The sequence below is a fragment of the Plantactinospora veratri genome (genome assembly GCF_036421995.1).
Lineage (GTDB): Bacteria > Actinomycetota > Actinomycetes > Mycobacteriales > Micromonosporaceae > Plantactinospora > Plantactinospora veratri.
Genome location: NZ_JAZGQL010000003.1, coordinates 232,122 through 255,176 on the forward strand (window position 1 = coordinate 232,122; position 23,055 = coordinate 255,176).

Consider the following 23,055-nt stretch of genomic DNA (forward strand, 5'->3'; position numbering starts at 1 on the left):
CCGGCGTCGACCAGGTGTGGCCGGGGCGGGCGGGATCAGGGGCGGCTCGGCTCCGGCCCGCGCGAGACGGGGCGGGTTCCGGGGCGGGCCGGCCCGGGGTGCCGGCCGGGTCCGCCACGCTCCTCGACGGCCGGCTGCTGCCGGACCGGCCGCCGGCAGTGGTAGACCACCGCGGGCGGCAGGTTGGCCCAGACCGTCCCCCCGACCACGACCTCCTCGAAGAGTTCCCGCAGGTTGCGGTGCAGCCGCCGGGCCGGTGGTGACCAGCGGGCGTGCTGGTAGGCGAAGGTGGTGAAGACCCCGTCGTCGGCGAGCGCCGTGACGACAGCGGCGAGGATCTCCCGCTGCCGCTGCGCGGTGAAGACGGCCCAGGGCAGGCCGCTGACGATCACCTCGGCCGGTGGCAGGTTCCGTTCGGAGAGCAGCCCGGCCAGTGCCCCGGCATCGGCCTGGAGCACGTCGACCGCCGGATGCTCCCGGGCCAGCCGGTCCGCGAAGGTGGCGTTGACCTCCACCGCGAGGTGCCGGCCCTGGCCGGCGAGCCGGCGCTGGATCACCCGGGTGAACGCTCCGGTCCCGGGGCCGAGTTCGACCACCAGCGGCTGACCGCTGCGGGGGATCGTCGCGGTGATCCGCTCGGCGAGCGGCGTTCCGCTGGGTGCGATGGCACCGACCGCCCGGGGGTCGCGGGCCAACTGGGCCAAAAACGAGATCATCTCGGTGGGCACGGACCGAAGCTAGGCGACGTGATCAATCTCCGATGTCGTTCGGCCGGTCGGTGTACCGGCCACTCGGAGGAGGCGCCGTGACCGGTGGCAGGAGTCGCAGCCGGAGTCGCGGCTCCGTATCGTTGCCGGCGTGCGGGTACGGCGGAGATGGTGGCCCGATGTGCTGATGGGCCTGGTCGGAGGTGCCTTCGGGCTGGCCAAACTGGGCTGGCCCGTGGTGCAGAGCAGACCGCTGCCCCTGCTGGTGACGGTGGCCGCCGGCCTGATCCTGGTGGCGGCCCGTCGCTGGCCCTGGCCGGTACTGCTGATCGAGTGCCTGCTGCTCAGCTCCGCCAACTGGACCGCACCGCTGGGCGGCGACGTCGCCCAGTTCGGCGCCCTGACCGCGCTCGGGATCATCGCGTACGCCGCGACCTGGCCGGCCACGGCCGTGGCACTGGGGCTGTCGTACGCGGCGTCGCTGGTGCACCTGATCGGCCCGGACAGCGAGGGGTTGCTTCCCGGGCAGCAGGGCTTCGTCCAGCTCGCCGGCTTCTTCGGGATCGCCGTCGCCCCGGTCGCCCTGGCCCGCTACCTCGGCCGGGTGCGCCGGGTGGCCCAGTCGGCCGAGGAGCGCGCCCGGGAGGTGGAGGCGCAGCAGGAGGTGCAGACCCGGGCCGCGCGCCTGGCCGAGCGGGCCGCCATCGCCCGCGACCTGCACGACATCGTCGCGCACCACGTGGGGGCGATCGCGTTGCAGGCCGGCGCGGCGCAGTACGCGGCCAGGCGTACCGGCCGGGTGGACGACGCCGTACAGGCGCTGGGGGAGTTGCGAATCACCGCCGGCCAGGTGCTCGACGAACTGCGGGCGCTGCTGGAGGTGCTGCGTGACCCGGACGCGATCGTGGCGGGCGGGCCGCCGATCGAGCCCGAGCAGTTGATCATGGATGCGGAGCAGCGGGTCAGGGCGGCCGGGGTGACGGTAGAGATGAACCTGGCCAGCGACGTCGGCGAGGCGCCGCTGGTGGTGCGTACCACCGCCGCCCGGGTGGTGCAGGAGGGGCTGACGAACACGCTCAAGCACGCCGGACCGGGCGCGACCGCCTCGGTCGACATCCGGCCGGACGGCAGCGGCCTGCTGGTCGAGGTCCTCGACACCGGCCCGGAGCAGCCCCGGCCGTCACTGCTGCCGCCCTCCGGGCACGGGCTGGCCGGCATGCGGGAGCGGGTCCGGCTGCTCGGCGGCACGCTGCTCGCCGGCCCCACCGGCAGCGGTGGCTGGCGGCTCGCCGCGCACCTGCCGATCCGGGAGAAGACGGCGGCGATCTGCGCGAAGCCGGCGCCCCGGGTCGTCGACGCGGAGCCGACCGGACGGTCCCGGTGACCGTACGAGTCCTCGTCGTCGACGACCAGGCCCTGGTCCGGGCGGGCGTGACCCTGCTGCTCCGCACCGCCGGCGGGTTCGACATCGTCGGTGAGGCCGGCGACGGCCGGGAGGCGGTCCGGCTCGCCGAGCGGCTCCGCCCGGACGTGGTGCTGATGGACCTGCGGATGCCCCGGATGGACGGCATCGAGGCCACCCGGCGGATCCTCGACCAGCATCCCGCGACCCGGGTGCTGGTGCTGACCACCTTCGCCGACGACGCCAACATCTACGGGGCGCTCGGCGCCGGGGCGATCGGCTACCTGGTCAAGGACGGCGCCCCGGAGGACCTGGTGGACGCGGTCGGCCGGGCAGCCCGGGGCGAGCCGCTGCTCGCGCCGGCCGTGCTGGCCCGGATCGTGCACCGGGCGTTGCAGGCGCACACCGAGGACACCGAACGAGGTTCGGCGGGCGTACGGCCGTCGGGGCGCCGGCTGCTCAGCGGCCGGGAGCGCGAGGTGCTGGCCCTGGTCGGCGCCGGGCTCTCCAACGCCGAGATCGCCTCCCGGATGCATCTGGGGGTCACCACCGTCAAGACGCACGTCTCAGCGGTGATGGAGAAGCTCGGGCTGCGCAACCGGGTCCAGGCCGCGGTGGTGGCGCACCGGCTCGGTCTGGTCGACGACGACTTCCGACCGGTCGGCCTGGACGGCCCGGCCCGCGACGAGGCCCCCTCGGGCCCCACCGGTGCCGTTCCGCCGGGGTTCCGGTGATCCCGACGGGGTCTGCCCCTAAGGGCCGACGGTCGGGTACCGGCCAGTCGGCGGAGCCGGTACGGCTTGCGGCACGACGCGGGCCGGTGGACGTACCGGGCACGGTGTAGGGGTGGATCCCGCCGTCGGACTCGTCGACCGGCTCACCGGCCTGCCGCCGGGCTGGCTGTATCTGGCCGCCGGGGCACTGCTCGCCGCCGAGGTGGGCGTGCTGGCCGGCATCCTGGTGCCGGCCGCCGGCACGATGCTGGCGATCGGCCTGCTCGCCCGGAACGGCTATCTCGACCTGGTCACCGCGCTGGTCGTCTGCACCGTGGCCGCCTTCGCCGGTGACCAGCTCGGCTACTTGCAGGGTCGGCTGGCCGGCACCCGGCTCCAGGCCGGTCGGCTGGCCCGGTGGATCGGCGTCGAGCGCTGGCGACGCGCCGAGGCGATGGTCGTCGACCGGGACGGCTCCGCGATCCTGCGCGGCCGGTGGCTGACCTTCGGGCGTACCCTCGTGGCCCGGGTGGCCGGGGCCGCCGGAGTGCCGTACCGGCGGTTCGTGCTCTTCGACGCGATCGGGGTCGCGGTCTGGGTGCCCGGCACCGTCCTGCTCGGCTACGGGATCGGGGTCTCCTACACCGGGCTCACCGCGGTGGTCGGGCCGGTCGCCGGGCTGGTGCTGGTGGCCGCCGCCGTGGTGCTGGCCGGGGGCTGGCTGCACCGCCGGCTCCGGGCCGGTCCGTCCGGGTACGCCGCCGGCCCGTCCCGGCCCGCCGGTACCGGTCGACCGGCCGCTCCGGACCGGGGTGGCCGGCAGCCGAGGCGGGGCGGGTCGAGGTCCGGGCCGGCGGTCCGGGCCCTGCCCCAGCGGCTCCGGTCGGCCCGCTTCTCCCCGCTGCGGCAGCCGCCCCGGCCGACCGGGCCGGCGGGGCGGCGGCGTGTCCCGGGCGGCCGGGAGGCACCGGGTCGGTCAGACGCCGGGGACGGGGACTGACGAGGCGCAGAGTTCCACCTCGTACCCGGACCCGTCGGTCAGGTAGCCGGCGTAGCTCTGCGGCCCGCCGGCGTACGGGTGGCGGTCGGCGAAGAGCAGCGACCAGCCGTACCCGGGGGCCTGGGCGACCAGCCGGTCCACGGCGGCGGGCGGGCCGGCGTGGAAGGCCAGGTGGTTGAGGCCGGGCGCGAGCCGGTCGTGCCGCCGGGAGGAGAGCGCGGGGGACTCCTCCAGCACCAGGTAGGTCGGGCCGTGCCGCCAGGATCGCCCCGCCGGCCAGCTCTGGTACGGCGTCCAGCCCAGCTCGCCGAGCAGCCAGCCCCAGCTCGTGGCGGCCCGGCCGAGGTCCGGCACCCAGATCTCCACGTGGTGCAGCCCGCCGGGCGGGCCGGACGGGTGGTCCGGGGTCACACCGCCCGGGGCGTCACCGGGCTCGGCCGGTTCAGCGCTGGCCACCCGGCACCCATAGCACATCGCCGGCCGGATTTGCGGTTCTTGCCAGGATGAAGAGCAGATCCGAGAGACGGTTGAGATACTTTGCCGGGAGAGGGCTGGTTCGATCTTGTTCTGCGCTGACCAGGGCCCACGCCGAGCGCTCGGCCCGCCGAGCGGTCGTGCGGGCCACGTGTAGCAGAGCCGCTCCCGGAGTGCCGCCGGGCAGGACGAAGGAGTCGAGTTTGGCCAGTCGCGCGTTGTACCGATCGCACCACTCCTCCAGACGCGTCACGTACTCGTCGGTGACCCGCAGCGGCGGGTACGCCGGCTCCGGTTCGACCGGGGTGGCGAGGTCGGCGCCGACGTCGAAGAGGTCGTTCTGGACCGTGCCGAGCACGGCGCGGACGTCCTCGTCGAGCTGGCCGAGGGCCAGCGCCACCCCGATCGAGGCGTTGCACTCGTCGACGTCGGCGTACGCGCCGATCCGTGGGCCGGTCTTGGCGACCTCTTCGTTGTTGCTGAGCCTGGTCGTGCCGGCGTCGCCGGTCCTGGTGTAGATGCGGGTGAGGTGGACGGCCATGACGAACAGCGTACGGACGTCGACGGCGGCCGCGGCGGCCCGGCCCGAGCCGGCCGCGGGGCAGGGCTGGCCCGACGGCACCGGGCCGGGTGGGGCGGACGACTCTACGATTTGCGACGTGGACGTGATCAGAGTCAGTGGCGGCGCCCGGCTGGAGGGCCAGGTGCACGTCGTGGGTGCCAAGAATTCCGCGTTGAAACTGATGGCCGCGGCGCTGCTCGCACCGGGACGGAGCGTGATCACGAACGTACCCCGGATCACCGACATCGCGATCATGGCCGAGGTGCTGCGCCGGCTCGGCTGCGCGGTCTCGTTCGCCGACGACGAGGGTGTCGACGGCGGGGACGACGGTCCGCCCCGGTCCTGTTCGGTGACGATCGACGTGCCGACGGATCCGGGCACCGAGGCGGACTACGACCTGGTACGCCGGCTGCGCGCCTCGATCTGCGTGCTCGGCCCGCTGCTGGCCCGGCGCGGGTACGTCAGGGTGGCGCACCCCGGTGGCGACGCCATCGGCTCACGCGGGCTGGACATGCACGTGGCCGGGCTGGCCCGGATGGGCGCGGAGATCTCGGGTGAGCACGGCTTCGTCATCGCCTCGGCGCCCCGGGGGTTGCACGGCGCGACGATCTGGCTCGACTTCCCCAGCGTTGGTGCCACCGAGAACCTGGTGATGGCGGCGGTACTGGCCAGGGGTGTCACCGAGATCGACAACGCCGCCCGGGAGCCGGAGATCGTCGACATCTGCGAGATGCTGACCCAGATGGGCGCCAGGATCGACGGCGCCGGCACCTCCATGCTGCGCATCGAGGGGGTCTCCGAGCTGCGTCCGGTCCGGCACGCCACGGTCGGCGACCGGATCGTCGCCGGCACCTGGGCGTTCGCGGCGGCGATGACCCGGGGCGACGTCACGGTGACCGGCGTGGACCCGGCCTTCCTGGAGATCGCGCTGGACAAGCTGGTTTCGGCCGGCTGCCTGGTCGAGACCCGGCCGGACGCCTTCCGGGTGCGGTTGGACCGGCGGCCGTCGGCGGTGGACGTGGTGACCCTGCCGTTCCCGGGCTTCGCCACGGACCTGTTGCCGATGGCGATCGGGCTGGCCTCGGTGAGCGAGGGGGCGTCGCTGGTCACCGAGAACATCTTCGACGGCCGGTTCATGTTCGTGAACGAGATGGCCCGGCTGGGTGCGGACATCAAGACCGACGGGCACCACGCGGTGGTCCGAGGGCGGGAGCGGCTCTCCAGTGCCCCGGTGCGGGCCACCGACATCCGGGCCGGCGCGGGTCTGGTGATCGCCGGGCTCTGCGCCGACGGGGTCACCGAGGTCTCGCACGTGCACCATGTGGACCGGGGCTACCCGGACTTCATCGCCGACCTGCGCAGCCTGGGGGTGGAGGTGGAGCGGGCGACCGCTCCCGAAGAGCCGGCGTTCACCTTATGAGGGGGCGGCCGGCCCGGTCAGGAGGCGGACCCGGACTCCGGGGCCGAGTGCTCCGCGCACCGGCCGGTCGTGGCGAACCGGCGCAGCGCGTTCGCGAGCTGCCCGAGGTCCAGCCCGTCGAGGTGGTCGACGACGTGCCGCCGGACGCTGGCCAGGTGGGTCGGGTAGGCCGCCTCGAGCCGGGTCAGCCCGGCGCCGGTGAGCACCGCGTTCCAGCCTCGGGCGTCCTCGGAGCAGCGGATCCGTTCGACGAAGCCCTGCTGCTCGAGCCGGGCGACGATCCGGGTCATCCCGCTGAGCGAGAGGTCGCAGGCGGTGGCGAGTTCGTTCATCCGCATCCGGCGGTCGGGCGCCTCGGAGAGGTGCATCAGCGTGTTGTATTCGTTGATCGACAGGCGCTGTTCGCGGGTCAGGTCGGCGTCCAGCGCGCGCGGCACGACGATGATCGCCCGGCCCAGGGCCCGGACGACGGCCTCCTCCTCGCTGCTCAACGGAGGCAACGCGGCTGTCATACAGAACACAGTAGCACGGCGGTTGCTTGACAAAGCAAGTATCAGGGCATTTCCTTGACGCGGCAAGCACATGTGTGCTGCTCATTCCGGAGGGGAACAACCAGCAATGACCAGAATTGCCATCATCCTCGGCAGCACCCGCCCCGGCCGCAACGGCGAGGCCGTGGCCCGTTGGGTGTACGACATCGCCAGCCAGCGCAGCGACGCCGAGTACGAGCTGATCGACCTGCTCGACTTCAAGCTGCCGCACCTCGACGAGGCGATCCCGCCGAGCATGGGCCAGTACGCCAACCCGCACACCCTGGAGTGGGCAGCCAAGATCGCCTCGTTCGACGGGTTCATCATCGTGACCCCGGAGTACAACCACTCCACCTCGGGTGCCCTGAAGAACGCCATCGACTTCCTCTTCGCCGAGTGGAACAACAAGGCGGTCGGGTTCGTCAGCTACGGCTCGGTCGGCGGAGCCCGGGCGGTCGAGCACCTGCGCCTGGTCGCCGGCGAGCTGATGATGGCCGACGTACGGGCCCAGGTGGCGCTCTCCCTGCACACCGACTTCGAGAACTACAGCGTCTTCAAGCCCGGCCCGCACCAGGCGGACGCCCTCGGCGCCGTACTCGACCAGACCGTCGCCTGGAGTACCGCGCTCGCGCCGCTGCGCGCCAGCTGACCCGTCGCGGCCCCGCGACGACCGCTCGGGCCGGCGACACCGCGGACATGCCCCCGCGGTGTCGCCGGCCCGAACCCTGTTACCGACCGGTAGTGGCGCCGGGGTCGACCGTTAAGGTGCTCTGCGAGGACACAATCCAGCCGAAGGAGTGAGCACATGGCGGGTCGACTCGCGGTCATCGGGGCCGGTCTGATGGGTTCGGGCATCGCCCAGGTCGCGGCGCGGGCGGGCTGGCAGGTGACCCTGCGCGACCTCGACGACGCCGCCACCCGCCGCGGCCTGTCCGGCATCCGCACCTCGCTGGAGAAGTTCGCGGCCAAGGGCACGATCGAGGCCGACGAGGTCGAGGCGACCCTGGACCGGATCACCCCGACCACCGAACTGGAGGCGGCGGCCGACGCGGACATCGTGGTCGAGGCGGTCTTCGAGCGGCTGGAGATCAAGCAGGAGGTGTTCCGGGCACTGGACCGGATCTGCGCCCCCGGCGCCGTGCTGGCCACCAACACCTCGGCCATCCCGGTCACCCAGATCGCCGCCGCCACCGACCGGCCGGAGTCGGTCGTCGGCACCCACTTCTTCTCCCCGGTGCCGATGATGAAGCTCTGCGAGCTGGTCCGGGGCTACAAGACCAGCGACGAGACGCTGGCCACCGTGCGCACCTTCGCCGAGGAGATCGGCAAGACCTGCGTGGTGGTCAACCGGGACATCGCCGGCTTCGTGACCACCCGGCTCATCACCGCGCTGGTGATGGAGGCGGTCAAGCTGGTCGAGTCCGGGGTGATCTCGCCGGAGGACCTGGACACCGCCTGCAAGCTGGGTTTCGGACACGCCATGGGGCCGCTGGCCACCACCGACCTGACCGGCGCCGACGTGCTGCTGCACGCGACGAAGAACATCTACGCCGACACCGCCGACGAGAAGTTCTTCCCGCCGGAGCTGTTGCAGCGGATGGTCACCGCCGGTGACCTGGGGCGGAAGACCGGAAAGGGCTTCTACTCGTACTGAGCGCAGCTCAGCCGTCGCGGCGGCTGGTCCACCGGAAGGTGGTCAGGCAGAGCACCAGACCGGCGACGCACCAGAGACCGAGGACCAGGGCGACCCGGCCGAGTTCGAAGGAGCCGGCCGGCTCCTGGGCGCCGAACGACCCGGGCAGGAAGACCGAGCGCAGGCCCTGGCACATCCACTTCAGCGGGAAGATCGCCGCGACCTGCTGCATCCAGCTCGGCAGGTCGGTGAAGACGAAGAAGACCCCGGAGATGAACTGGAGTACCAGGGCCACCGGGGTCACCGTGGCGGACGCACCGCGCCCGGTACGGGGCAGCGAGGAGAAGGCGATGCCGCAGAGCGTGCAGGCGGTGATGCCGAGTACCGAGACCCAGAGCAGGGTGAGCCAGGCGTCGGCGGACTGCGGCAGCGTGAGGTCGAAGAGCAGCACGGCGACGGCGAGCAGCAGTACCGTCTCGGCGAGGCCGATCACGGCGACCATGATGATCTTGCCGACGAAGTAGACCCACTTCGGCATCGGGGTACCGCGCAGCCGCTTCAGCACGCCCCGGTCCCGCTCGATCGGGATCTGGATGGCCAGGCTCTGGAAGCCGACCGTCATCAGGCCGGTGGCGATCATGCCGGTCACGAAGTACTGCGTGAACCGGACCCCGCCGCCGATCTCGCCCTTGAAGATCGAGGCGAAGATCAGGATCATCACCACCGGAAAGAGCATGGTGAAGACCACGGACTCGCGGCTGCGCAGGAACTGGCGTACCTCCAGCCGGCCCTGACGCAGGCCGAGCGCGACCGGCCCGACCCGCCGGGCCGGCGCGGCGGCCGGCGGCCTGCTGGCGGTCTCCGCCGCGGTGGTCGACATGCTCATCGGTGCCCGATCATCCGTAGGTAGACGTCCTCCAGGGTGGGCCGGGTCACGGTCAGCCCCGGCACCTCGCCGCCGGACCGCGCCGCCAGCTCCGTGACCAGCGCCGACGGCGTCGCGGTCTCGACGCGCTCCACGGCGCCCTCCGGGGTACGCCAGGAGACCGTGGCCAGCGCGTCGGCCCGGTTGCCGAGCCGGGCCGGGGCGGCCACCTCGACCAGCCGCCCGCCGGTGATCACCGCGACCCGGTCGGCCAACGCCTCGGCCTCGTCCAGGTAGTGCGTGGTCAGCACGATCGTGGTGCCGGCGGCGGCCAGGTCGCGGATCAGCTCCCAGAACTCGCGGCGGGCCTCCGGGTCGAAGCCGGTGGTCGGCTCGTCCAGGAAGAGCAGCTCGGGCCGGCCGACGATGCCGAGCGCCACGTCCAGCCGGCGCTTCTGCCCGCCGGAGAGGGTGTGGGTGCGCGCCTTCGCCTTCTCGGCCAGCCCGACCCGTTCGAGCACCTTGTCTGGATCGTCCGGGTCCGGATAGAAGCCGGCGAAGTGGTGCACCACCTCGGCCACCGTCAGGTCGTCGAACTCGCCGGTGCCCTGGAGCACGATGCCGACCCGGGACCGCCACTGCCCGTCCGCACGGTCCGGATCGACCCCGAGCACGCTGACCTCGCCCGCGTCCCGGCGCCGGTAGCCCTCCAGGATCTCCACCGTGGTGGTCTTGCCGGCGCCGTTCGGGCCGAGCAGGGCGAAGACCTCGCCTCGGGACACCGCCAGGTCGACGCCGTCCACGGCGACGTTGCCGCCGTACGCCTTGCGCAACCCCCGTACGGAGATCGCGAGCTGCTCTGCCATGCGTCAACTATGCGTGACGGAGCGGTCGTACCGGCCACCGGGTCGGCCGGATCACCCGCCCGCCAGCACCTCCGACAGCGGCGCCGGGCGCAGCCCCCGGTCCCGCAGCCCGGCCAGGATGTGCGGCAGCGCCTCGTCGGTCATCGCCGCGTTCTCCTCGGTGACGTGCAGCACCACGATCGAGCCCGGCCTGACCTTCGACAGCACCGCCCGGACGATCGGCCGCCAGGCCCCGGCGAAGGGATCGCCGCTGACCACGTCCCCGTCGACCACGGTCAGGCCGAGCGGGGCGAGCGCGTCCAGCGCGGCGGCGTCGTGGCAGAGCCCGGGGAACCGGAAGTAGCGGGTCTGCCGGCCGCCGTACGGCTCGACCAGCCGGAACGTCCGCGCCACGTCCTCGGTCATCCGGTCCGGCGGCAGCCGGGGCAGGCCGTAGCAGTCCGGCGTGAAGGCCAGGTGCCCGTACGTGTGGTTGGCCAGCTCGAAGCGCGGATTGCCGGCCAGCCGCCGGGTCAGCTCCGGATAGCGCTCGACCCACTTGCCGGTCAGGAAGAACGTCGCCGGGACCTGTTGCCGCTCCAGCAGTTCGACGATCCGCAGGTTGGCGTAGGAGCGCGCCCGGCCGCTGCGCAGGTTGCCGAGCATCGCGTCGGTCATGTCGGCGTCGAAGGTCAGCGCCACCAGGTCGCCCGAGCGGGGTCCGTGGTCGACCACCGGCGGCCGGGTGCCGGGCCGGGTCGCGCCGGGCCGCTCCGTGGGGTCGGGCCGAGGCGTCGGAGCGGTGTCGGCGGTCCGGCTCGGGGTGCTCGGCTCCGGGGCGACCGACGGCGGGGCGGTGGGTGTGCCGCCGGTCGCCGCAGCGGTGGCCCGGACCGGATCGAACCGGGCCGGCGTCGCCGACGTGCCGTCCCGGACCACGGTCACCACCAGGACGAGCGCGCCGACCAGCGCAGCGGCGGCGACGGTGACCAGGGACACCCGAAAGATCTTCGCGAGCACCCGGACGAGGATGCCAGCCCCGGCGCGTCCCCGTCGCCCCGGAGCGTCAGTACTCCACCATGGACTGCTCCCGGGCGGCGGCCCTGGCGGCTCTCCGCTCCGCCCGGCGGCGCCGGCGTCGGCGTACCACCCAGACCACGAAGAGCGGCACGACCAGCAGGAAGAGCAGGACCAGCACCGGCAGCAGGATCGCCGCCAGCGAGAAGACCACGCTGGTCGCGTCCTCGGCGGTACTCGCCACCGGGGCGCCGAAGCCGGCCGTACCGGCGTTGATGACCGGCCGGGCGGCGGCCTTGACCCCGTGCACGCCGAGCGCGATCAGCACCCCGATCACCACCGGCACCCACTGGCTGGAGCCGAAGAACTGGCCCGGGTCGCTGACCGTGACCGTCTCCGCCCCGGAACCCGCCCCGAAGGCGAGCCCACCGGCGGTCGGCCGGACGACGGTCTGCACCACGTCGTTGACGTGGTCGACCACCGGCACCTTGTCGGCGACCATCTCGATCGCGAGCAGCACGACCAGGATCGCCACTACCCAGCCGTTGGATATCCACTGCCAGCCGCTGGGCAGGTTCACCACGTCGGTGTACCTGGCGAGCAGCCCCATGGTGAGCAACGGGATGTACGCGTTGAGTCCGGCCGATGCCGCGAGACCGGTTCCGGTGAGGGCTTCCAACACGGATACCAGGATGGCACCGACTCGCCAGGACGGCGCGCCCAGCGGGATTCGGGCCCTCGGCTACCCTCGTCGGGTGCGGTTGGTGATTGCGCGGTGCTCCGTGGACTACGTCGGACGACTCTCGGCGCACCTGCCGCTGGCGACCCGGTTGTTGATGGTCAAGGCGGACGGGTCGGTCTCGATCCACGCCGACGACCGGGCCTACAAGCCGTTGAACTGGATGAGCCCGCCGTGCCGGCTGGAGGAGGCCCCCGGGGTGTGGCGGGTGGTCAACAAGGCGGGCGAGGAGTTGCGGATCACCCTGGAGGAGATCTTCCAGGACACCTCCTACGAGTTGGGTGTCGACCCGGGGCTGCGCAAGGACGGCGTGGAGGCGCACCTCCAGGAGCTGCTGGCCGCCAGCCCGACCGAGCTGGGCGAGGGGTTCACGCTGGTCCGCCGGGAGTACATGACCGCGATCGGCCCGGTCGACCTGCTCTGCCGGGACGGTGCCGGTGCCGCCGTGGCGGTCGAGGTGAAGCGGCGGGGCGAGATCGACGGGGTGGAACAGCTCACCCGTTATCTGGAGCTGCTCAACCGTGATCCGCTGCTCGCACCGGTCAGCGGGATGTTCGTGGCCCAGGAGGTCAAGCCGCAGGCCCGGGTGCTCGCCACCGACCGGGGCATCCGGTGCGTGGTGGTGAACTACGACCGGCTGCGCGGCATCGAGCGGGACGAGCTGACGCTCTTCTGAGGCGTAGGCACGGCGGGGCCGACCGTCCGTAGGCACGGCGATCCGACCGCCCGCACGGCGGGTCCGACCGTCCGCACGGCGGGGCGCTCAGGCGTGCGGGCCGACGGCCACCTCGCCGAGGGTGAGCCGGGGGTTTCCCTCCAGGATCTCGCCGACCCGCTGCACCTGGTCGTCCAGTTCCCGTAGCTGGCGGGCGGTCAGCTCGGCCAGCGACTCCACGGTCACCTCGATCCGCCGGCCGGAGCGGCGCTGGTGCCAGACGCCGGCCACCTGCCCGTCGACCAGCAGCACCGGGAAGTTGCCGGCCTGCCCGCCGGCCAGCGCGCGGGTGGCGGCCCGACCGGGGAAGACCTCCGCGCGGGGAAAGCAGCCCACCGGGTACGCGTCGAAGTACGGCAACAGCCGCACCCCGCGCGGCGGCTCGGCCGGCAGTTCGGTGTCGCCGGCCAGTACCCAGGCCGGATTCTCCGCCACCGTCACCGGTTCCAGTTCGTCGCCGAGCGAGTCGAACAGCTCGGCGGCCCACCGTTTCGGCGCGGCCAGCCACTGCGCGAAGTGCGCCGGGGTGGCCGGCCCGTACGCGTGGAGATAGCGGCGCAGCACCTCGGCGAGCGCGGTAGCCCCGTCGGCGGGCCGGAACCCGGGCAGCCACCGGGCCGGGTTGGTGTACGTCACCAGCCGCCCCCGGTTCGGGCCGAAGCACATCGCGCCGCGCCGGGTGGCCAGCGACATCGCCTCCACCCAGCGCGGCCACCAGCCCTGGAACGCCGCCATCGCCGGTTCTCCCGCCCACGGCCCGGTACGCGCGACCACCGCCTCGGTCAGCTCGTCGGTGGTCAGTTCGGCGTCCCGCAGCGCGTCGGCGATCGCCGTGACGACCTGCTCGGCCTGTTCCTCGGTGAGCAGTTCCAGTGGGCGTACCGGCAGTTCGGCCAGCGCGCCGGTCCAGATCGGAAGGTCGGCGGTGGCCAGCAGGTGCACGGTGAGCCGGGGGCCACGGGTCTTGACCAGGGCGCGCCGGTCCCAGAGTGCCGCCCGTACGTCGCGCCGGGTGGTCCCGGCGGTGCGCAGCCCGATCCCGAGTTCGGCGGCGGAGAGCACCTGGGCGTGTACCCCGCCGAGCCGGGCCGGCACGTCGGCCAGGGCGGTCGCCGGCAGTGGGGTCAGCAGCGCGTGCCGGTCGAGGCGCCGGGCGTGGACCTGCCCGATCGTGAACCGCCGCATCAGCGGGTCCCGGCGGGGCGGGTCTGCGAGGGGTGGGTTCCGGGCGTCGTCATGCCGGCAGGCTAGCGGGGATTGCGGTCAGTTCCTGGCAGCTTTTCGCTGGCGTACCGGACGGGGACGGTGCCGAGGAGCCGGTCGTGAAGTTGAAGAAAACTTTCAGAAGCATCGATTGACTCTGTGGATTTCCGCCGTAATAATTGTCGTCAATATTGATCAATGTCGTTTCCCTTAACCCCCGAAGGGAGGACCGATCATGGCAGCTGTGACCGGAGAGGTGTCCTGGTTCTGTTGCGGCAGCGCCTGGGGCCCGTGCGCGTCGACCGGCCGGGGCGCCTGCGGCACCTGCACGTCCGGCAACTTCCAACACGCCTGGCCGAACGCCTCGGCCGCCTGCCTCGCGATCACCCGTCCCGACGTCTGCGGCACCCCCCTCTCCCGCCGGACCTGCGGGTTCGTGCACTACACCACCAACCTCTGCACCGGGGCCCGGGTCGGCACCTCGATCGCCGACTGCGGGCCGCAGACCGACCTGTTCTGCGGCGAGCGCGCCTGCTGCGGCTCGGCCTGCGGAACCAACCGCATCATCGACCTGACCCCGGCCGCGTACAGCGCGATCGCCAGCCTCTCCACGGGGCTGCGGCCGTGCTCGGTCGACACGGTGTAGGGAGGAGCACACGATGGCGACCACGATGGACCGTCGGCGACTGCTCAGCACGGCCGTACTCGGCGGCGCCGGCATCGCCGGAGCCACCGCGCTCGGCTCGCTCGCCCCGGAGGCGGCCTTCGCCGCCGAACCGGTGAAGGTGGCACCCGGCGCACCGGACCCGAACTTCGCCGAGGGCCGGGTCACCTCGATCACCGGCAGCGTGGTGCTGCTGGCCGGCTCGGACGGTGCGCTGCACCGGATCCAGGTCACCAACGGCACCAGCATCTGGAAGTTCCAGCCGACCACCTTCGACCGGCTCGAAAAGGGCGACGGGATGTACGTCCGGGGCGTACGGCTGCCCGACGGCACTCTCGCCGCCGACTCGCTCTGGGCCAACATCGTCAACCTGACCGCGCACATCGTCTCGGTCGGCCGCAACCTGCTGCACCTCGACCACCACGGCAAGCGGCTGGTCGGACACGTCGTGCCCGGCACCACCGCCGCGGTCTACAACGGCACCCCGGCGATCTCCGACGTCTCGCTGCTGCGGGTCGGCGGCCACGTCCAGGTGATCGGCGCCTGGCACCCGGACACCAACGAGATCAGCATCGCCACCGTCTACGCCGCCAACTGAGGTGTAAGGAAGGGCCCCCGCTACAACAGAAAACGATAAGCGGGGGCCCTTCCTTACACCCGAGAGGAGGGCAACATGGTTCAGTTCCTAGCGGCGCTCCAGTCTCTGCTGGTCGGCGTCGTGTTGATCTGGTCGGCCCGGATCAAGCTCTTCGACCGGCGGGCCGCCGCTCAGGTGGGTAGCACGGCGCTCGGCACGCTGCTCGGCGCGGACCGGGCGCTGCCGGCGTACCGGGTGCTCGGCGGGGTCGAGCTGCTGCTCGGCGTCCTGCTGGTGCTGCCACCGGCCCCGGTCGCCGAACCGGTGGCGGCCGCCGCGCTGGCCGCCGGCTTCGTCGGCTATCTCTGGTACGCCCGCCGCGTCGCACCCGACGCCTCGTGCGGCTGCCTGAGCGCCAAGGCCACCCCGGTCACCGGGCGCGGCATCGCCCGGGCCGGAGTGCTGGTGCTGGCCGGGCTCTTCGGCATCGCGGCCGGTGGCGCGTACTGGCTGCCGGCGCTGGCCGCCGCCCCGGTCGCGTCGGTCGGGCTGCTGCTGGCCGAGGCGGCGCTGATCGTCGCGCTGTCGCCGGAGTTCGACGCGTACTGGCTGCTGCCGCTGCGCCGGCTCCGCGCCCGGCTCACCCATCCGCTGCGCGGCGGTGCCGGGGTTCCGCTGCTGGCCAGTGTGCAGCAACTCCAGCTCAGTACCGCGTACCGGCAGGTCGCCGGGCTGCTCACCTCGGACGTACGGGAACACTGGCTGGAGGAGTCCTGGCGGATGGTCTGCTACTCGGCCCGCTACCAGGGCCGGCCGGCGACGGCGGTCTTCGCGGTACCGGCCGCCGAGGTGGCGCCGGGCCGGGTCCGGGTCGCCCTGGTGGACGACTCGACCGGAGCCACCCTGGTCAGCCTGGCCGATCCGGCGTACGCGAGCTGACCTCCGGTCAGCCGGCGCTGCGGACCGCGATCAACGACTTGATCAGCCCGGCCAGCCGTTCGGCCCGGATCTGGGAGTGCGGGAAGTAGTGCCGCATCTGGGAGCGGTCCACCAGTTCGGTCCAGAGCACCTGCTGGACCGCCGTCTCCCGGCAGTCCGGCCGGGTGTGCGCCAGCGGCCAGTGGCGGGCCAGCGCGATCCGCAGCCGGACCGGGGTGAACTGCATGCCCGGGGCGATCCAGTGCGGCTCGATCGGAAAGTACCGGTAGGGGGTCTGCACCCAGTGCGCGTCGGCGAGCGCGTGCACCGTCTCGGCGAACCGCAGCCGGCGCTCGTGCCCGCCGACGTGCTCCAGCACCGAGTTGGAGAAGACGAGGTCGTAGCGGCGGTTGGCGATGTGCCGGGGTAGCGCGCAGGCGTCGGCCCGGTCCACCTCCGCCCAGTCCGGTACGTCGGTCGGGGCCTGTTCGAGGTTGACCACGTGGACGTGTTTCGGGCGTACTCCGGCCTGCGCCCAGGTGCTCACCCGTCCGCCCAGGTCGATGACGGACATCTGGGCCAGGTCCGGGAACGTCTCCGCGAGCCATCCGGCCCGACGCGCCCGCCGCCGGGCACCCCAGGAATTCTCGCCGTCGACCAGGCGGAATCGCAACGCGTGCAGCCCCATTGGGCGAACGGTACCGATGCGGGAGGCGGCCAGGGATGCCTTAGTCGTCCTTTTGTCCCTACGATCGGTCAGATCAGGGTCACCGCCCGTACATAATTTTGGCGGCCTTGACGATGCGGTCCACCTGGGCCGGAGTCCGCTCGAAGGTCATCGCCGGCAGGAGCGACCGTCCGCGCCGTCTGGTCACCGCCTTGCTCCGGGCGAACTCGCGCAGCCCGTCGGCGCCGTGGATCCGGCCGAAGCCGGAGTCGCCGATCCCGCCGAACGGGAGTGTCGGCATCCCGACGAAGGTCAGGGTGGAGTTGATCGCCGTCATCCCGGAGCGCATCCGGTCGGCGATCTCGGCGGCGCGGCGCCGGCCGAAGACGGCGCCGCCGAGGCCGTACCGGACGGCGTTGGTGCGGCGCAACGCCTCGTCGACGTCGGTCACCCTGTTGATGGTGAGGGTCGGCCCGAAGGTCTCCTCGCGGACCGCGTCGGCGTCCTCGGGTACGTCGAGAAGGATCGTCGGGTGCACGTACGGCGGCTGGACCGCCTCCGGGCCGCCGAGCACGGCCCGCCCGCCCCGGTCGATGGCGTCCTCGATGTGCCGGCGGATCGTGGCGATCTGCTCGGGCATGGTGATCGGGCCGAGGTCGGTGCCGGCGGGTCCGACGGTGAGCCGGCCGGCCTTGGTCACCACCTTGTCGACGAAGGCGTCGTAGACGGGTGCGGTGACGTAGGCGCGTTCGATGCCGATGCAGGTCTGGCCGGCGTTGGTGAGGGCGCCCCAGACGCAGGCTTCGGCGGCGGCGTCCAGGTCGGCGTCGTCGTCTACGATCACGGCGTCCTTGCCGCCGGCCTCGACGACGAGCGGGGTGAGCGTCTCGGCGCAGGCCGCCATCACCAGTTTGGCGGTACGGGTCGAGCCGGTGAAAGCGATCTTGTCCACGCCGGCCCGGCACAGCGCGGCACCCACGTCACCGAGGCCGTGCACCGCCTGCAACACCGGCTGCTCTGGAACGATCTCCGCGAAGGTGTCGACCAGCCACTGCCCGACGGCGGGGGTGTACTCGCTGGGCTTGAGCACCACCGCGTTGCCGGCCGCGAGCGCGTAGCCGAAGGCGCCCAGCGGGGTCAGTACCGGATAGTTCCACGGCGCGATCATCCCGACCACGCCGTACGGCCGGTATTCCAACCGGGCGGAGAACTCGGCCACCACCAGTCGGGAGCGCATCCGGCGGGGCCCGAGCACCCGCTTGGCGTTCCGGGCCGCCCAGTCGAGGTGGTCGATCGCGCTGAACGCCTCGACCACGGCGTCGGCGACCGGCTTGCCGGTCTCCAGGTGGGACAGCTCGGCGAGTTCGGTGATCCGGTTGGCCAGCAGCGCCCGCCAGCGCAGCAACCGGGCCCGCCGGCCGGCGAAGTCGAGCCCGGCCCACCACTGCCCGGCCTCCCGGGCCCGGGCGACGGTCCGACCGACGGCCTCGGCGTCGGCGACCGGGAACCGCCCGGCCAGTTCCCCGGTGGCCGGATTGGTGGAGACCAGCTCGCCGTCGGCGATCCCGGGTACGCCGGGAGCGTTCACGGTCGTCATGGCGGAAGTCTAGACCCGAAGATTACCCACGGGTAGGCATACGGATCGCCGGACCCCGATGTCCCCTCGGCCGAACCGGCGAGCCCCGATCCGCTCCCTGGCCAGCAGGACTCGGACCGGCAGGACGTGGAACCGGACCGGGTCGGATGGGAAGCTGACCCGGGGGCCGACGTTGCCGCGTCGGTGGGGGGCGAAGCCGGATGGAGAAATCCATGTCCGACCAACTTGAGCTGTTACCGATACTGACCGTGACCTCTGGGCCACTGCGCGGGGCCAGCTTCCGGCTGCGTCCCGGCGTACGCCGGATCGGCCGGGAGGACGGCGCCGACGTACTGCTGGACGATCCCAAGGTCAGCCGCTGGCACGCCACCGTCGAACTCACCGCCGGCCGGGTGCTGCTCACCGACACCGGGTCGACGAACGGGACCTGGCTCAACGACGAGCGGCTCTCCGGGCACACCGAGCTGCGGGACGGCGACCGGATCCGGCTCGGCAACCTGGAGCTGCGGTTCTTCGACCCGGGCGCCGCCGCCACCGACCAGCTGGGAACGTACCGTCGCCAGCTGGCGCCGCCGGCCGCGGACCCGCCGCCCGCGGACCCGCTCGCCGGCGTGCTCACCGAGCCGACCCGGTTGCTGGACACGTCGGTCCGGCGCGCTCGGCGGGTACTGCTGGTGATCGGTGGCTGTGTCGCCCTCCTCGGCGGGATGACCTGGGTGTACCTCGCCCTGTAGTGACCGTCCGGCGCCACCCGCGCCCGGCCGGGCGGAGTGGGTGCCCGGACGGTCTCCGGCGCCGGGATATGGCGGGCGGCCACATGTCCGGCGCCCGGGCCGGCTGGCATCATCGCTGCGATGGAGATCCGGCGACACGAGATCACGGCGAACGGCATCCGGCAGCGGGTGCTGGTGGCGGGCCCCGAGGACGGCCGACCGGTACTGCTGATCCACGGCAACTGCTCGTCCGCCGACTTCTGGCAACCGCTGATCCGGCACCTGCCGACCGACCTGCGGCTGGTCGCCCCCGACCTGCGCGGCTACGGCGGCACCGAGGTCGCGCCGGTGGACGCGACCCGTGGCCTGGGGGTCTTCGCCGACGACGTCGCCGCGCTGCTCGACGAGCCGGCCCTGTTCGGCGCGGCGGACGCCCGGCCGGTGCTGGTCGGGCACTCGCTGGGCGGGGGAGTGGCGATGAAGTTGCTGGTCGACCACCCCGACCGGGTGGCCGGGCTGCTGCTGGCGGCACCGGTCTCGCCGTACGGCTTCGGCGGCACCCGGGACCTGGTCGGCACCCCGACCACGCCGGACTTCGCCGGTACCGGGGGCGGCACCGGAAACCTGGACTTCGTCGCCCGGCTCGCCGCCGGTGACCGCAGCGCCGCCGAGCGGACCAGCCCGCGCATCGTACTGCGCACCGCGTACGTCGCCGACCCGGCCAGCCTCGGCGCCGACGAGGAACTGCTGCTCGACTCGGTGCTCTCCACCGCGACCGGCGACGACAACTACCCGGGCACCATGGCGCCCAGCGACAACTGGCCGGGGATGGCGCCGGGGGACCGGGGCGTGCTCAACACCCTGGCCCCGAAGCACTTCCGGATCGCCGACGAGCTGGTCGACCTGCCGGTCAAGCCGCCGGTCACCTGGGTACGCGGCGACTCCGACGTGATCGTCTCGGACACCTCCCTCTTCGACCTGGCCCAGCTCGGTGCGCTCGGCGTACTGCCCGGCTGGCCGGGTGCCCAGGCGTGCCCGCCCCAGCCGATGGTCGGGCAGACCCGCGCCGTACTGGACCGGTACGCGGCGGCGGGCGGCAGCTACCGCGAGATCGTCTTCACCGGCTGCGGCCATTCACCCAACATCGAGCGCCCGGTCGAGTTCGCCGCCGCCCTGCTGGACCTGCTGTAGGGGCCGGTGCCCCGACGGGATCCTCCGCAGGGCGGAGGCGGCGGCCGGCGGAGGGGCTCCGGCGCACCGTGGCAGACTCGCCACGGGTGACCTAGCGGCCGTTCAGTCGGCCGCCGCAACGGAGCAGGAGGTCAAGGGGTGGCAGACGAGACGACCGGTGCCGGCGGCACCATCACCACCGTCGGCGTCATCGGGCTGGGCACGATGGGCGCCGGGATCGCGGAGGTCTTCGCCCGCAGCGGTCTGCGGGTGGTCGCCGTCGAGATCACCGCCGAGGCACTCGAACGTGGCCGGGAGACTCTCGCCCGCTCCACCGACCGGGCGGTGGCTCGGGGCCGGCTGAGCACCGACGACCGGGACGCGCTGCTCGGCCGGATCACCTTCGCCGTCGGGCTGCCCGCGCTGGCCGAGGTCGACCTGGTGATCGAGGCGGTACCCGAACGGCTCGACCTCAAGCGGCGGCTCTTCGCCGACCTGGACCGGATCTGCCGGCCGAGCGCCATCCTGGCCAGCAACACCTCCTCGCTGAGCGTCACCGAGATCGCCGTCGCCACCGGCCGCCCGGACCGGGTGGTCGGGATGCACTTCTTCAACCCGGCGCCGGTGATGCGGCTGGTCGAGGTGGTCCGGACCGTCACCACCTCGGCCGAGGTGGTCGGCGCGGTGCAGGCGCTCTGCGCCCGGCTGGGCAAGGTCGGCGTGACCATCGGCGACCGGGCCGGCTTCGTCGCCAACGCCCTGCTCTTCGGCTACCTCAACCAGGCCGTCGCGATGGTCGAGTCACGGTACGCCGGCCGCGACGACATCGACGCCGCGATGCGGCTGGGCGCCGGGCTGCCGATGGGGCCGCTGGCGCTGCTCGACATGATCGGCCTGGACACGGCGTACGAGATCCTGGAGACCATGTACCGGCGGGGCGGCCGGGACCGGCGGCACGCCCCGGTGCCGCTGCTGCGCCAGATGGTCACGGCGGGACTGCTCGGCCGCAAGTCCGGCCAGGGTTTCTACCGGTACGAGCGGCCCGGTTCGGGCACCGTCGTACCCGACGGGCAGACCCCGGAGGCGGCGCCGCCGGACGGCGCCCGGCCGGTGCGCACGGTCGGGGTGGTCGGCGCGGGTGACGGCGTCGCCGGGCTCGCCGAACTCTTCGGGGCTGCCGGCTACGACGTGCTGGTCGCCTCCCCGGGAGAGTCCCTGGCCGGGCTGGTTGACGCCGACCTGGTGGTGGAGTCGGTGGCCGAGGAGCTGTCGGTCAAGCGGGCGCTCTTCGCCGAGCTGGCCGAGGTCTGCGGGCCGGAGACGGTGCTCGCCACCACCACCTGCACGCTGCCGGTGACCGAGATCGCGATGACCGCCCGACAGCCGGCCCAGGTGGTCGGGCTGCACCTGCTCGACCCGACCCGGGCCGGTGCGCTGGTGGAGATCGTGCGTACCGTCCGCACCTCGGCCGAGGCGGTCGGCACGGTCCGGTCGGTCGTCGCCGGGCTGGGCCGGACCGCCGTGGTCTGCGGGGACCGGGCCGGCTTCGTGGTGCGGGCGCTGCTCTTCCCGTACCTGAACGACGCGGTGCGGATGCTGGAGGCGTCGTACGCGACCGTGGACGACATCGACCACGCGATGACGCTCGGCTGCGGCTATCCGGCTGGCCCGTTCGAGGTGCTGGACACGATCGGTCCGGACGTGGTGCTGCGGGTCCAGCGGGCGCTCTACCGCGAGTCCCGGGAACCGGGGCTCGCCCCGGCGCCCCTGCTGGAGCAGCTCGTCACCGCCGGCCGGCGGTTCCGCCAGGTGGCCGCCGGCCCGGATGTCAGCGGGCGATCCGCAGGCTGACCGCCGCGCTGCTGGTCCGCCCGGAGTCGGTGAGCCGGTAGACGAACCGGTCGGAGCTGGCCCGGTGCCCGGGGTACGGCCGGTAGATGACCGTCCGCCCGGTGGTGACCTGCACCGTGCCGTGCGCCGGCCGGGTCACGATGGTGACCCGGGTGCCAGCGGTGGCGAAGTCGTTGTCGAGTACGGGGATTCCGGTCGCCCGGACCGCGCTCACCCGTGGGTTGTCCCGGATCGCCGTCGGGGCCGGCACGAAGCTGCCGGTACCGGTGCCGATGAAGACGCTCCGTGTCCCGGTCACGTCGCTGGTGGTGATCACGTCGAGCCGGCCGTCGCCGTTCACGTCCGCCACCGCGACCGTCCAGTAGTCGTCGCCGTAGGCGTCACCCTGGAGGTTCACCACCGTGCCGTTGTCCAGCACCACGACCACGCCGGTGAAGTACGCGCCGCACCCCTCGGCGTACGCCAGGGTCACGTCCATCGCGCCGTCGGCGTCGAAGTCGGCGAGGTGGTACTGCGGCCGCCCGGAGCAGTACCGCACCGGGCCGGGGGTCAGGGCGCCGGTGCCGGTGTTGAGATAGGTGCTGAAGCCGTCGCCCTGGTCGGTCCACTCGTAGACGTCCTGCCGCCCGTCGCCGTTGAAGTCGGCCGTGCCGATGTAGCTGGGCTGGTCGATCGTGTCGAAGCCGGCCGAGACGGCGAAGCTGTCCAACACCAGCAGGGTGTCGTCGATCGACGACGGCGGGCCGGCGAACCAGGTCACCGCCAGCTCGTCCGCGGCGTCGCTGTCGAGGTCGAGCCCGACGCCCATGTCCGGGCAGTAGGACGCCGACGTCAGGTACGGGTAGGAGAGGGGGGCGCCGTAGCCGCCGCCGGCCAGCCCGAGTTCGACCCGGACCGCGCAGTCGGAGGTGCCGGGCAGGGCGCCGAGGGTGTTGCGGTCCGCGCGGCCGTCGCCGTTCACGTCCGCGATGATCGGCTCGTCCTGCCAGCCGGCCCGGGCGGCCGGTGCGGCCACGGCGGTGGCGGCCATCATCGCGACGGTGAAGGTGGTGATGCGTCGGCCCCACATGGTT

The 23,055-nt window shown here is 72.9% G+C and carries 25 protein-coding genes; 13 read left to right on the forward strand and 12 right to left on the reverse strand.

All coding sequences use genetic code 11. The features are described from left to right. Positions 1-35 precede the first annotated feature (35 nt). Positions 36-728: a class I SAM-dependent methyltransferase gene (locus V1634_RS04365; protein ID WP_331206423.1), complete on the reverse strand. Its 693-nt coding sequence runs from the start codon at positions 726-728 to the stop codon at positions 36-38. Positions 729-858: 130 nt separating this feature from the next. On the opposite strand from V1634_RS04365, the gene V1634_RS04370 reads away from it, so the two are divergent. From V1634_RS04370 to V1634_RS04380, 3 genes are all read left to right on the forward strand, one after another. Beyond that, on the forward strand, positions 859-2,091 hold the full coding sequence (locus V1634_RS04370; RefSeq protein ID WP_331206424.1) for a sensor histidine kinase: 1,233 nt from the start codon (positions 859-861) through the stop codon (positions 2,089-2,091). Continuing rightward, the gene (locus V1634_RS04375) at positions 2,088-2,843 is read left to right on the forward strand and encodes a response regulator transcription factor (protein WP_331206425.1); all 756 of its coding nucleotides are present in this window, start codon (positions 2,088-2,090) and stop codon (positions 2,841-2,843) included. Before V1634_RS04370 ends, V1634_RS04375 begins: the two co-directional genes overlap by 4 nt. Before the next feature lie 112 nt (positions 2,844-2,955). Next, positions 2,956-3,822: a DedA family protein gene (locus tag V1634_RS04380; protein WP_331206426.1), complete on the forward strand. Its 867-nt coding sequence runs from the start codon at positions 2,956-2,958 to the stop codon at positions 3,820-3,822. Here V1634_RS04380 and V1634_RS04385 read toward each other — a convergent pair. Both V1634_RS04385 and V1634_RS04390 read right to left on the reverse strand, forming a co-directional pair. Beyond that, on the reverse strand, positions 3,799-4,233 hold the full coding sequence (locus tag V1634_RS04385; protein ID WP_331206516.1) for a VOC family protein: 435 nt from the start codon (positions 4,231-4,233) through the stop codon (positions 3,799-3,801). The genes V1634_RS04380 and V1634_RS04385 overlap by 24 nt on opposite strands. A gap of 31 nt (positions 4,234-4,264) precedes the next feature. Beyond that, positions 4,265-4,837, reverse strand: coding sequence for a cob(I)yrinic acid a,c-diamide adenosyltransferase (locus V1634_RS04390; protein WP_331206427.1), 573 nt, complete (start codon positions 4,835-4,837; stop codon positions 4,265-4,267). Between V1634_RS04390 and murA the strand changes: the two genes are divergently transcribed. Beyond that, positions 4,836-6,278 (forward strand): UDP-N-acetylglucosamine 1-carboxyvinyltransferase, encoded by a 1,443-nt coding sequence (gene murA / locus V1634_RS04395; RefSeq protein ID WP_331206428.1) that lies wholly within the window; start codon positions 4,836-4,838, stop codon positions 6,276-6,278. The genes V1634_RS04390 and murA overlap by 2 nt on opposite strands. A gap of 17 nt (positions 6,279-6,295) precedes the next feature. On the opposite strand, the gene V1634_RS04400 is transcribed toward murA, so the two are convergent. Next, positions 6,296-6,790 carry a MarR family winged helix-turn-helix transcriptional regulator gene (locus tag V1634_RS04400; RefSeq protein WP_331206429.1) on the reverse strand — a complete coding sequence of 165 codons (495 nt, stop codon included), beginning with the start codon at positions 6,788-6,790 and terminating at the stop codon, positions 6,296-6,298. A gap of 106 nt (positions 6,791-6,896) precedes the next feature. Here V1634_RS04400 and V1634_RS04405 point away from each other — a divergent pair, with 106 nt between their 5' ends. Together V1634_RS04405 and V1634_RS04410 are read left to right on the forward strand one after the other, a co-directional pair. Then, positions 6,897-7,457, forward strand: coding sequence for an NADPH-dependent FMN reductase (locus tag V1634_RS04405; RefSeq protein ID WP_331206430.1), 561 nt, complete (start codon positions 6,897-6,899; stop codon positions 7,455-7,457). Between the two features lie 156 nt (positions 7,458-7,613). Beyond that, positions 7,614-8,462 carry a 3-hydroxyacyl-CoA dehydrogenase family protein gene (locus tag V1634_RS04410; protein WP_331206431.1) on the forward strand — a complete coding sequence of 283 codons (849 nt, stop codon included), beginning with the start codon at positions 7,614-7,616 and terminating at the stop codon, positions 8,460-8,462. 7 nt (positions 8,463-8,469) lie between these two features. Here V1634_RS04410 and V1634_RS04415 read toward each other — a convergent pair whose 3' ends face one another. From V1634_RS04415 to V1634_RS04430, 4 genes are read right to left on the reverse strand one after another with little or no spacing between them, the layout of a single operon-like run. After that, entirely contained in the window at positions 8,470-9,321 is an 852-nt protein-coding gene (locus tag V1634_RS04415; protein ID WP_331206517.1) for an ABC transporter permease, read from the reverse strand. 2 nt (positions 9,322-9,323) lie between these two features. Then, positions 9,324-10,172 (reverse strand): ABC transporter ATP-binding protein, encoded by an 849-nt coding sequence (locus V1634_RS04420; protein ID WP_331206432.1) that lies wholly within the window; start codon positions 10,170-10,172, stop codon positions 9,324-9,326. Between the two features lie 51 nt (positions 10,173-10,223). Further along, complete coding sequence (locus tag V1634_RS04425) at positions 10,224-11,171, reverse strand: polysaccharide deacetylase family protein (RefSeq protein WP_331206433.1); 948 nt, start codon at positions 11,169-11,171, stop codon at positions 10,224-10,226. Positions 11,172-11,217: 46 nt separating this feature from the next. Then, on the reverse strand, positions 11,218-11,850 hold the full coding sequence (locus V1634_RS04430; protein ID WP_331206434.1) for a DUF4126 domain-containing protein: 633 nt from the start codon (positions 11,848-11,850) through the stop codon (positions 11,218-11,220). Between the two features lie 73 nt (positions 11,851-11,923). Here V1634_RS04430 and nucS point away from each other — a divergent pair, with 73 nt between their 5' ends. Next, positions 11,924-12,583 (forward strand): endonuclease NucS, encoded by a 660-nt coding sequence (gene nucS / locus V1634_RS04435; protein ID WP_331206435.1) that lies wholly within the window; start codon positions 11,924-11,926, stop codon positions 12,581-12,583. A gap of 87 nt (positions 12,584-12,670) precedes the next feature. Here nucS and V1634_RS04440 read toward each other — a convergent pair whose 3' ends face one another. Then, the gene (locus tag V1634_RS04440) at positions 12,671-13,807 is read right to left on the reverse strand and encodes a winged helix DNA-binding domain-containing protein (RefSeq protein ID WP_331206436.1); all 1,137 of its coding nucleotides are present in this window, start codon (positions 13,805-13,807) and stop codon (positions 12,671-12,673) included. Positions 13,808-14,060: 253 nt separating this feature from the next. On the opposite strand from V1634_RS04440, the gene V1634_RS04445 reads away from it, so the two are divergent. From V1634_RS04445 to V1634_RS04455, 3 genes are all read left to right on the forward strand, one after another. Next, on the forward strand, positions 14,061-14,471 hold the full coding sequence (locus V1634_RS04445) for an RlpA-like double-psi beta-barrel domain-containing protein (RefSeq protein WP_107260414.1): 411 nt from the start codon (positions 14,061-14,063) through the stop codon (positions 14,469-14,471). A gap of 13 nt (positions 14,472-14,484) precedes the next feature. Beyond that, positions 14,485-15,087, forward strand: coding sequence for a cell wall protein (locus tag V1634_RS04450; RefSeq protein ID WP_331206437.1), 603 nt, complete (start codon positions 14,485-14,487; stop codon positions 15,085-15,087). Between the two features lie 75 nt (positions 15,088-15,162). Next, on the forward strand, positions 15,163-16,005 hold the full coding sequence (locus tag V1634_RS04455; RefSeq protein ID WP_331206438.1) for a MauE/DoxX family redox-associated membrane protein: 843 nt from the start codon (positions 15,163-15,165) through the stop codon (positions 16,003-16,005). Positions 16,006-16,012: 7 nt separating this feature from the next. Here V1634_RS04455 and V1634_RS04460 read toward each other — a convergent pair whose 3' ends face one another. Together V1634_RS04460 and V1634_RS04465 are read right to left on the reverse strand one after the other, a co-directional pair. Then, positions 16,013-16,672: a class I SAM-dependent methyltransferase gene (locus V1634_RS04460; protein WP_331206439.1), complete on the reverse strand. Its 660-nt coding sequence runs from the start codon at positions 16,670-16,672 to the stop codon at positions 16,013-16,015. Positions 16,673-16,751: 79 nt separating this feature from the next. After that, positions 16,752-18,248 (reverse strand): aldehyde dehydrogenase family protein, encoded by a 1,497-nt coding sequence (locus V1634_RS04465; RefSeq protein ID WP_331206440.1) that lies wholly within the window; start codon positions 18,246-18,248, stop codon positions 16,752-16,754. 212 nt (positions 18,249-18,460) lie between these two features. Between V1634_RS04465 and V1634_RS04470 the strand changes: the two genes are divergently transcribed. From V1634_RS04470 to V1634_RS04480, 3 genes are all read left to right on the forward strand, one after another. Beyond that, the gene (locus tag V1634_RS04470; RefSeq protein ID WP_331206441.1) at positions 18,461-18,982 is read left to right on the forward strand and encodes an FHA domain-containing protein; all 522 of its coding nucleotides are present in this window, start codon (positions 18,461-18,463) and stop codon (positions 18,980-18,982) included. Between the two features lie 120 nt (positions 18,983-19,102). Then, positions 19,103-20,152, forward strand: coding sequence for an alpha/beta fold hydrolase (locus tag V1634_RS04475; protein ID WP_331206442.1), 1,050 nt, complete (start codon positions 19,103-19,105; stop codon positions 20,150-20,152). Between the two features lie 138 nt (positions 20,153-20,290). Continuing rightward, the gene (locus tag V1634_RS04480; RefSeq protein WP_331206443.1) at positions 20,291-21,982 is read left to right on the forward strand and encodes a 3-hydroxyacyl-CoA dehydrogenase family protein; all 1,692 of its coding nucleotides are present in this window, start codon (positions 20,291-20,293) and stop codon (positions 21,980-21,982) included. Here the strand turns inward: V1634_RS04480 and V1634_RS04485 are convergent. Then, positions 21,960-23,051 (reverse strand): FG-GAP-like repeat-containing protein, encoded by a 1,092-nt coding sequence (locus V1634_RS04485; RefSeq protein ID WP_331206444.1) that lies wholly within the window; start codon positions 23,049-23,051, stop codon positions 21,960-21,962. The two genes, V1634_RS04480 and V1634_RS04485, sit on opposite strands and share 23 nt — an antisense overlap. Positions 23,052-23,055 lie beyond the last annotated feature (4 nt).